At 72.1% G+C, this 9,499-nt stretch carries 6 protein-coding genes; 4 read left to right on the forward strand and 2 right to left on the reverse strand.

Annotated features, from left to right (window positions below):
- Window positions 1-96: 96 nt before the first annotated feature.
- Together ABT299_RS25020 and ABT299_RS25025 are read left to right on the forward strand one after the other, a co-directional pair.
- Window positions 97-1,659: a purine-cytosine permease family protein gene (locus ABT299_RS25020; RefSeq protein WP_500252168.1), complete on the forward strand. Its 1,563-nt coding sequence runs from the start codon at window positions 97-99 to the stop codon at window positions 1,657-1,659.
- Between the two features lie 51 nt (window positions 1,660-1,710).
- Window positions 1,711-3,648, forward strand: a complete 1,938-nt coding sequence (locus ABT299_RS25025; RefSeq protein ID WP_500252169.1) for an oxidoreductase — start codon at window positions 1,711-1,713, stop codon at window positions 3,646-3,648.
- A 200-nt stretch (window positions 3,649-3,848) separates the two neighbouring features.
- Here ABT299_RS25025 and ABT299_RS25030 read toward each other — a convergent pair whose 3' ends face one another.
- Window positions 3,849-4,793: a quinone oxidoreductase family protein gene (locus tag ABT299_RS25030; RefSeq protein ID WP_500252170.1), complete on the reverse strand. Its 945-nt coding sequence runs from the start codon at window positions 4,791-4,793 to the stop codon at window positions 3,849-3,851.
- Window positions 4,794-5,174: 381 nt separating this feature from the next.
- On the opposite strand from ABT299_RS25030, the gene ABT299_RS25035 reads away from it, so the two are divergent.
- Both ABT299_RS25035 and ABT299_RS25040 read left to right on the forward strand, forming a co-directional pair.
- Window positions 5,175-5,759: a hypothetical protein gene (locus tag ABT299_RS25035; RefSeq protein WP_500252171.1), complete on the forward strand. Its 585-nt coding sequence runs from the start codon at window positions 5,175-5,177 to the stop codon at window positions 5,757-5,759.
- A complete protein-coding gene (locus ABT299_RS25040; protein ID WP_500252172.1) occupies window positions 5,760-8,279 on the forward strand; it encodes a tetratricopeptide repeat protein in 2,520 nt (839 codons plus the stop codon).
- On the opposite strand, the gene ABT299_RS25045 is transcribed toward ABT299_RS25040, so the two are convergent.
- Entirely contained in the window at window positions 8,274-9,152 is an 879-nt protein-coding gene (locus ABT299_RS25045) for a GNAT family N-acetyltransferase (RefSeq protein ID WP_500252173.1), read from the reverse strand. The two genes, ABT299_RS25040 and ABT299_RS25045, sit on opposite strands and share 6 nt — an antisense overlap.
- Window positions 9,153-9,499: the final 347 nt, after the last annotated feature.

Here is a 9,499-nt window from a genome sequence, read left to right on the forward strand (position 1 = left end):
CGGCCGCACATGCATTACCCGGCACGCATTCATCCGGCACGCATTCATCCGGCCGATGGCCGGAACCACTCACCCCCTCATGCCCTTGGAGCGACCATGTCGCTGGCCCCGGAGAACACCCTCCCGCCGCTGCGGACGAGCACCACCGACGACCCCGACGTCGTCGCCGAGCAGCGCGCGGACGACTACACCAGCCACGCCGTCCCGCCCACCGCCAGAGTCGGGCGCTGGCAGCTCACCATGTCCTTCTGGTCGCTGCTGAGCGCCATGGTCTGGCTGTTCTACGGCGCCCTGGCCGCCGGCCTCTACGGCACCTCCGCCGCGCTGACCGCCATCGGCGTCTCGGTGGCGGTCTACAGCCTGATCAACATGCTGCTCGCCGGGTGGGCCCGGCGCAGCGGCCTCAACAGCACGCTGCTGTCGCGGCGGATGTTCGGCGTCGTGGGCGCCTCGCTCACCGCCCTCCTGGTCGCGGCCAACACCACCTACTACGCGGTGTTCGAGAGCAGCACCCTGGCCGTCGCGTTCGAGCACTACACCCCGGGCTGGGACGTCCGGGTCTGGTACGCGATCGTCGCCCTGGTCATGCTCCCGCTGATGCTCGGCGGCGTGCAGACGTGGATGGCCCGCCTCAACGGCGTCCTGCTGCCCCTCTACCTCGTGGGCATCGTCGTCGCCGTGATCGTCGCCGCGGTCAGGTTCGACGGCGGCGGCTGGCTCTCCTTCCAGGGCCTCGTGCCGCCGGAGGCCCGTCCCATGCCGGGCTGGCTGCTGAGCGTCATCCTCTACATGGGCATCTACCTCACGATGCCCACCACGGTGGACTTCGCCCGCTTCGCCAAGCCCGAGGACGACCGCTTCCACAAGCACGTCACCTTCGGCTGGGTCTTCTACGTCCTGCTGTTCGCGGCCAACGGAGCGGCGGGCATCTTCCTCGTCCGCGCCGCCATCCCCGACCGGCCGGCGGCCGAGACGGGGGTCGTCGAGGCGATCATCGCCACCCTCGGTGCCGCCGGGCTCGTCCTCATCGTCGTGTCGCAGGCCAGGATCAACAGCCTGAACTACTACCAGGCGTCCTCGAACTGGGAACGCCTCATCGCCGGGCTGACCGGGCGGCGGCTCGGACGCATCCCCCTGGTCCTCGCCACCACGGCCGTGGTCTTCCTGCTGATGCTCACCGACGTCTTCAGCTACCTGAACAGGGCCCTCACCTGGCAGGGCGTGTTCCTCGTCAGCTGGGTCGGCATCGCCGTCACCCACTACGCGCTGGTGCCGGGGGACCGCGCTTCCGGGCCGGAGTTCCGTGCGCTGCGGCTGCCGCGGGTCACCTGGGGGCTGGCCGTCTGGCTGGTCGCGGCCGGGATCGGCATCTACTGCGCGGAGGGCCCCGGCGTGCCCGCACTGCTCGCCGAGGGCGCACCCGTCGTCGCGCTGGTGCTGAGCGTCGTCCTCTACGCGTTGGCGGTCAAGGCGCGCCCGCTCGCGGTCTCCGGTAGGCCGGATCCGCGCCTGGAGGTCGAGGACGCCGCGGCGACGCGGGCCGAGTGCCACCGCTGCGCGAAGTCCTACGTCGTCCTCGAGATGGACCGCGAGCCCGCGGCCGGCGACGCCCCCGTCTGCGACGGCTGCGCGACCGCCACGCTGGCCCGGCGCCGCTGACCCACCGGACCGCCGCCGACTTACCGGACACACCCAGGAAAGCGAGCACCGATGGCATTCGACAGCCTCTTCCAGCCCGTGACGATCGGCACCCTGAAGGTGCGCAACCGCATCGTCAAGTCGCCCAACACGACCGGCACCTGCAACCCCGACGGGACCGTCACCCAGCGCACGATCGACCACTACCGGACGCTCGGCGAGGGCGGAGCCGGCCTCGTCATGGTCGAGTACACCTACGTCGACGACGACGCGGCCAAGTCCATCCACGGGCAGCCCGGCGCCTCCAACCAGAACCATGTCGCGGGCCTCGGCTGGCTCGCCGACGAGATCCGGGCCGGCGGCGCCCGCGCCGGCCTGCAGCTCGTGCACAGCGGCCGCCAGCGCTTCCTCGGCACCGCTCCCATGAAGTCGGCGTCGGACTCCTCCTGGGACGTCGCCGAGATGCCGTTCGGCATCCGGCCCACCCCCATGACGATCGAGGAGATCGGGGGAGTGGTGCGCAGCTTCGGGGAGGCGGCGGCGCGAGCCCACGCGGCGCGCTTCGACCTCGTGGAGATCCACGCCGGGCACGGCTACCTGATCACCAACTTCCTGTCCCCGCACACCAACAAGCGGACCGACGAGTACGGCGGCGGCGCGGAGAACCGCCGCCGCATCCTGCTGGAGATCGTCGACAGCGTCCGCGCCCGCGTGCCGCGCGACTTCCCGCTGAGCGTCCGGCTCTCGGTCACCGACTACGAGCCCGACGGCATCACGATCGAGGAGACCGTCGAGCTGTGCCGGCTGCTGGAAGAGCACGGCGTCGACGTCGTCCACGCCTCCGGCGGCCACCACGCCCTGCAGCACTACGAGGCCAGTTCCTGGTTCATGCCGCGCCAGCTCCACCGCTGGGGCTGGGAGAAGATCAAGCCCGCCGTGTCGATCCCGGTCATCGCCTCGGGCTCGCTCGTCTCCCCGGAGGTGGCGGACGAGATCATCGCCTCGGGCAGCGCCGACCTCGTCTCGGTCGGACGCGCCATGCTCGCCGACCCCCGGTGGCCCGAGAAGGCCCGCACGGGACGGCATCTGGAGATCGTCCCGTGCATCCGCTGCAACGACGGCTGCCTGGTGCGGGGCCTGGAGGCCCAGCGCAGCGTGGGCTGCACGGTCAACCCGACCGTCGTGGAGGAGGGGCGCTTCCCGATCGGGACGGCGCCCGCCGCCAAGCGCGTCGCCGTCGCGGGCGGCGGGCCGGCCGGGCTGCGGGCCGCCGCGATCCTGCACGACCGGGGCCACCGGGTCGTGCTGTTCGAGCCGCGGGAGCTCGGCGGCGACCTCAACCACGCCGTCGGCTCGACGTTCAAGATCGACATCGCCGAGCTGCGCCGGCACCTGGTGCACGAGGTGGAACGGCGCGGCATCGAGATCAGGAGGGCCGCGGCCGACGCGGCCGCCCTCGCCGACGGATTCGACGAGGTCGTCCTCGCCACCGGCGCCCCGCAGCGGCCGTTCCCCGGCCCGGTCTCCGACACGGCGCTGGTCATCGGCCCGAACGACGTCACCGCGCACGCGGAGGCGCTGGCGGGACGATCGGTCGCCGTCGTCGGCGGCGGCTTCCAGGGCGTCGAGACCGCGATGCGCGTCGCCGAACTGGAGGGCACCCGCGTGACCGTGCTGGAGAGGGGCGACTCGCTCATCCGCGGCGACGAGGTCCACTACGACGCCGAGGAACTGCCCAAACTCCTCGTCAAGGCCGGTGCCGAAGTGAGGCTCGGCCACGAGGCCACCGCGATCGAGGACAAGGGCGTGCGGGTCCGGTCGGACGGCGCCGAGAGCCTGGTGGAGGCCGACGCCGTGGTCGTCGCGCTGGGCAGGGAACCCTCGAGGAGCACCCTGCAGGCCGAGTTGGACGCGGCCGGCGTCCCGGCGCGGACCATCGGTTCCGCCGACAGGCCCGGCCGCGTATTCGACGCGATCCACGCCGCCTTCTGGACGTCCCGCCTCATCTGAACCTCCGGACGCGGCGGCGGGCTTCGGCCGACCGCACCAAGGACCAGAGGACGGCGCACCGAACCACCGCCCGCCCGGGATGAGCCTCGCGCAGGCACCGGGCGGGCGGGGATCTCCATAGCCGGTCAGCGCGATCCGCGGGTCTGTGGATATCGCGCACTGATCGGCCCGGGGTGTCCGTTCTCCTGGCTTGAGGGTCGTCACATGGTGATGGCCACGGTGCCTGCCACCTTGCCGCCGGTGCGGGCCTGGAGTGCCTGGGCTATGCGGCTGAAGGGGTAGGCGGTGGTGTTCAGGGTCAGGCGCTGCTCGGTCAGGTCGGTGAGCAGGCCGTGGAAGACCTCGTCGGGGACGGGTCGGCGGACCATGTTCAAGGGGAGCAGCCTGATGTCCTGGGCCAGAAGGGAAGGCAGGTCGAGGGTGAGGGTCTTGCCGGCGACGTAGCCGATGAGAACGGCCCGTCCGCCCGGGCGCATGGCCGGCAGGAAGGCGGGCAGGGTGTCGCCGCCGATGGTGTCGAGAAGCAGGTCGATGCCCCCGTCGGCAGCCGCCGCGGTCAGAGCCTCGGGGCCGCGGCCGATGAGGACCTCATGGGCGGCCGGGGGTACGGAGGCGGCCTTGTTCTCGTCGCGTACCAGGGCGATCACGTGGGCGCCGGCCCGGGCGGCGAGCTGGACGGCCAGCGAGCCGACGCCGCCGGAGGCGCCGGTGATCAGGACGCGTTCGCCCTCGGCGACGTGGCCGACCGGGTCGACGGCGGCCCAGGCCGTGGTCATGGGGGAGTAGCAGGTGGCGGCGAGCGCGGCGTCGGCGTCGGCGGGGATGGTCCGTACTGCGGTGAGCGGGGCGGTCACCTGCTCGGCCCAAGTACCCGGCCGTTCGAGGCCGATACCGCCGCCCCGGACCAGGACCCGGCGTCCGAGCAGCGAGTCGTCGCCCGCGCTGACGGTGCCGATGCCCGCTGCGCCGGGGATGAACGGCAGTTCGGGGCGGTAGGCGAAGGTCCCGGACATCAGGGTGAGGTCCAGGTGCGTGACGGCGGCGGCCTCGATGTCGACGGTCACCTCCTGGTCCCCTGGGTACGGTGGCGCGACTTCCTCGACGGCCGGGGCGGTGTTCCACCCGTGCAGGCGGGCAGCGAGCATGACGGACTCCAGTGCGCTACGGACCCTGTGACGTGAGGAGCAGGGGTCCGGGGTCGATGAGCTCTATCGATTGATGCAAAGAGGTTCACAGGCAGCGAAGCGGTGTGCGGATCGGCCGCCGCGTGACCCTGTTTCAGCAGGCTAAGTGGTGAGTTCATGCTGCTCGGCGCCGGGGCCGGGGGCAGCCGCCGTCGATGACTCAGGGGTTTCGGTCAGGAACTTCTGGGCCCATATAACGGTGGGCCTCGGTCCTGCTGGCACAGATTCGTAGCCGCTTGACCGACCCCCGGCCACCCCGGCGCGGGCTTTTGGCGTGGCCGTTTGTGGGCGTGTGTGTCCAAGGACGCGTCCTGACCGGACGGCAAGGGTGATGATGCCGCCATGAGCGGACGCGTGCTGGCGTGGGCGGGCGTGGCGGTCGCGGTGGTGGCCGCGGTGGTGCTGGCGGTGTTCTGGCTGGTGCAGGGGCTGGAGCAGGCCGGATGGCTGGCCGGCGTGCTCAGCGCGTTCGCGGCGCTGGCCGCGTTCGTGATGGCCCTGCCCCTTCGGCCCCATCCTTCTACCGCCGCTACGAGCAACACCTTCAGCGGCGGAACCAACGTAGGCCCGCTCGTGATGGGCCGCGACATCAGCGGTCCGGTCACCTCCGGCTCGCCGGCCTCCACGCCGCCGACTGCCCCTGCCCCGCCGCCCCGCGCCGAGTCCGAGTCCGGGTCCGCGGGCAGCCCTGAGTCGGAGGACGAGTCAGCGGACGGGGCGGTGTCCAACACCTTCAGCGGCGGGATGAACTACGGTCCGCTGGTGATGGGCCGTGACATCAGCGGCGCCGTGACCTCTCACGGAACGCCTGCACCCGGCGCCGCGCAGCCCTCGCCTGCTTCTCCCCGGCCCGCTGAGGACCCCTCCGATGAGGCGGCCGGGCGCGCCTCACGGGATCGGCCCGACGATGCGTCGGCGGAGGCTTGAGTGCCGGTGCCGCAGACCCGGAACGAGATCTCGGGTGGGATCGTGGTCGGCCCGGCCATCCTGGGCCGCGACATCACGGTCATGCTGCCGCCGCAGGTCTCCTTGGCGACCTCGGGACTGCCCGCGGGCTCGCCCGCCTTCACCGGACGGCAACGCGACCTGGACCGGCTGCTGGACTCCCTGACGCCCACCGCTTCCGCCGACCGGGCCGGGACCGAGCGAGCGCGGGCGGTCGTGGTGACCGCGGTCGGCGGCCTGGCGGGAGTGGGCAAGACCGAACTGGCCGTCCAGGCCGCGCGGGCGGCGCTGCGGCGCGGCTGGTTTCCGGGCGGCGTGTTGTTCGCCGACCTGTTCGGCTACGACGACGACCGCCGCCGCGACCCCGGCCAGGTGCTGGAAGGCATGCTCGGCGCCCTCGGCGTCCCGGGCGAGCACATCCCGACCCACGCCCAGGACCGCTCGCGCGTCTTCCGGTCGATCCTGGCCGAGTTCGCCGCCCGCGGCCGCCGGGTCCTGGTGGTCGCCGACAACGTCAACACCCCCCACCAGGCCGAACTGCTGCTGCCCACCGACGGGAGGAACGCCGCGATCGTCACCTCCCGCCACACCCTGGCCATGCTCGACGCCCGCCTGCTCGACCTGAACGTCCTGGACGTCGACGACGCGGTGGCGATGCTGGACGAGACGCTGCGCATCGCCCACCCCCACGACACCCGCATCCCCGCCGACCCCGTCGGCGCCGCCGCCCTGGCCGAGGCGTGCGGGTATCTGCCCTTGGCGTTGCGGATCGCCGCAGCGCTGCTGGCCGAAGACCCCGGCCACACCCCCATCGCCCTCACCAGCGAACTCCACCAGGTCCAGCCCATCGAAGGACTGGCGTACGGACGCGACGGCGTGCGGCGCGCGTTCGAGCTGTCCTACCGCACCCTCACCTCCGACCAGCGGCACCTGTTCCGGCTGCTGACCGCCAACCCCGGCCCCGACACCTCCACCACCGCGGCCGCCGTCCTCACCGGCCAAGACGAACCAACTACCCGAAAGAGGTTGAAGGACCTGGCCCGTGCGCACCTGATCGAGCGCGGCACCGCCCCCGACCGGTGGCGAATGCACGACCTCGTCCGCCAATACGCCACCACCCTCGGCCTGCAACACGCCGACACCGACCAGCGCGACCAGGCCCTGCACCGCCTGCTGGACCACTACCTCGCCGCCACCAGAGCGGCCGACGCCCATCTGGACCCGACCGCCGCCGACCCGGCCGCCCGCGGGTTCGCCACCCGGGAGCAGGCGCTGGCGTGGCTGGACACCGAACTGCCCAATCTGACCGCGGCCGCACGCACCGCCGCCGACACCGGCCACCCCAAGACCACCGTCACCCTGGCCCTGGCCTTGGCCCGCTTCCTGGATTGGCGGCGGCTGTTCAACGACTGGATCACCCTGTCGACCCTCGCCCGCGACACCGCCGCACGGACCGGCGACCGGCACGGCGAAGGCGGGGCATTGAGCACCCTGGGGCTCGCACTGGTCGGGGTGCGGCGGTTCGAGGAGGCGGTCACGGCCCACCAGGACGCCGCCGCCATCTATCGCGAGCTCGGCGACCGGCGCAGCGAAGGCGGGGCGCTCAACAACCTGGGGAGCGCGCTGGCCCAGGTGCGGCGGTTCGACGAGGCGATCACCGCCCACCAGCAGAACCTGGCCATCTTCCGCGAGACCGGCGACCGGCATGGCGAAGGCGGGGGACTGAACAATCTGGGGAGCGCGCTGGCCGGGGTGGGGCGGTTCGAGGAGGCGATCATTGCCCATCAGGACGCTGCCGATATCTTCCGCGAGCTCGGCGACCGGCGCAGTGAAGGTGGGGCGCTGGGCAACCTGGGGAGTGCGCTGGTCGAGGTGGGGCGGTTCGAGGAGGCGGTCGCGGCGCACCAGGACGCCGCCGGCATCCTCCGCGAGCTCGGCGACCGGCATGGCGAAGGCACGGCACTGAACAGCCTGGGGAGCGCGCTTGCCGGGGTGGGGCGGTTCGAGGAGGCGATCAGCGCCCATCAGGACGCCGCCGACATCTTCCGCGATCTCGGCGACCGGCACGGCGAAGGCGGGGCGCTGAACGACCTAGGCCTCGCGCTGGTCGAGGCGGGACGGTTCGACGAGGCGGTCACCGCCCACCAGCAGGCCGCCGCCTTCTACCACGAGACCGGCGACCGGCAAGCCGAAGGCACGGTGCTGGGCAACCTGGGGAGCGCGCTGGTCGAGATGGGGCGCTTCGACGAGGCGATCGCCGCCCACCAGCAGGACTTGGCCATCTGCCGCGAGCTCGGCGACCGGCACGGCGAAGGCACGGCCCTGACCAATCTGGGGAACGCACTGCGGAAGGCGCGGCGGTTCGAGGAAGCGATCGCGGTGGGGCTGGCGGCCGTGGAGAGCTTCGCCGAGGTGGGCGACGAGCCCGGCGAGGCCATCGCCCGCCGGGCTGTGGAAGAGACCCGCCGAGCCGGCATCAGCCCGGACCCTGATCATTCATAGATGATGCCTGCTTGCGAGATAGGGCGCCGGTTCGGGAATCCCGCGCAGGGCGAGGTAGCCATCCCGGCCGAGGTCGAGGCGGGCGGCCAGGCCGATGTCGATGGCCCAGGGGTTCCCGGCCGTGATGTGGCTGATGACGGCCTTCTGCCGGGTGTGCGCGAGGGCCTCCCACAGGAGCCGCTCGGCGGTCTCGACCTGCGCGGCGGCCAGCAGGATCGGATTCCCCTCGTCCTTGTCGAGGTAGACGTAGCCGGGCCGCTCGCCGGGGGAGGACGAGACGATCAGCCGCCGGCGTTCCAGCATGTGCGGATGGTCGGCGCCGTGGGGGCCGCCGCGCAGGGTGACGTCGAGCGCGTCCATCCATTCGAAGTCGTCCGGGCGTCCTTCGCGGAGGCCGTCGATCGCGGGCAGGACGCTGCGGTCGACGCGTCCGGTCATGCTCATCAGCGGGTGCAGTGCGAAACCCGCGAGGCGGTAGCGGCGGGTCGCGGCCGGGTGCGGCGACGAGGAGATCAGGCCGGGACGGTCGCCCGCGTGCGCCAGGGCGGCGTCGAAGAGCCTGCGGCCGACGCCTTTGCCCTGGAGGCCCGGCAGGACGCTGAAAACGGCCAGGTACCAGACGCCGCCCCGGTTCTGCGCGACCGCGAGGCCGACGATCTCGCCGCCGCCCGCCTCGGCGACCCAGCAGCCGCCGGGGTCGGTCGCGACGTGGTGGCCGATCCCCTCGATCCAGGCGCGGGCGGCGGCCTCGTCCAGCGGCTCGGGCTCCGGCTCGTCCCAGCGCCGGTGCACCCGGTCCGCCTCCAGAAAGGCGGCGTCGGAGGCGCGCTGGGCGGCGGGCAGGTCGTCCGGTGTCATGAGTCTGATCCGCACGGAGTCCATGGGACGCATGGTCCCGCAGGGATGAGACGGACGTCACGCGCATTTTCGACGGCATTCGAACATGGGTACGGGGTATCGCTCGAAGCCGCGCCCGGAGTGGTTCGTCGTCCCTGCTGAAAAGCCTCATGGCCAACTCCCTGGCCGCCGATAGGGAGCGACTGGCCGTCATGATCGCCATCGCCAGTTGATCCTGGTCCCGTACTTTGGGCGGGTGGTTGGTTCGGCTGATGGCGACCTGGGGCGCTAGGGCGTGTTTCGAAGTAGGTGGAGCCATTCGTTGATGGCGGTGACCTCAAGGATTGCCTGGTAGCGGACGGAGAGCTTGTCGTATCTGGTGG

It is taken from the genome of Spirillospora sp. NPDC000708 (assembly GCF_040299565.1).
In the GTDB taxonomy this organism is placed as follows: domain Bacteria; phylum Actinomycetota; class Actinomycetes; order Streptosporangiales; family Streptosporangiaceae; genus Spirillospora.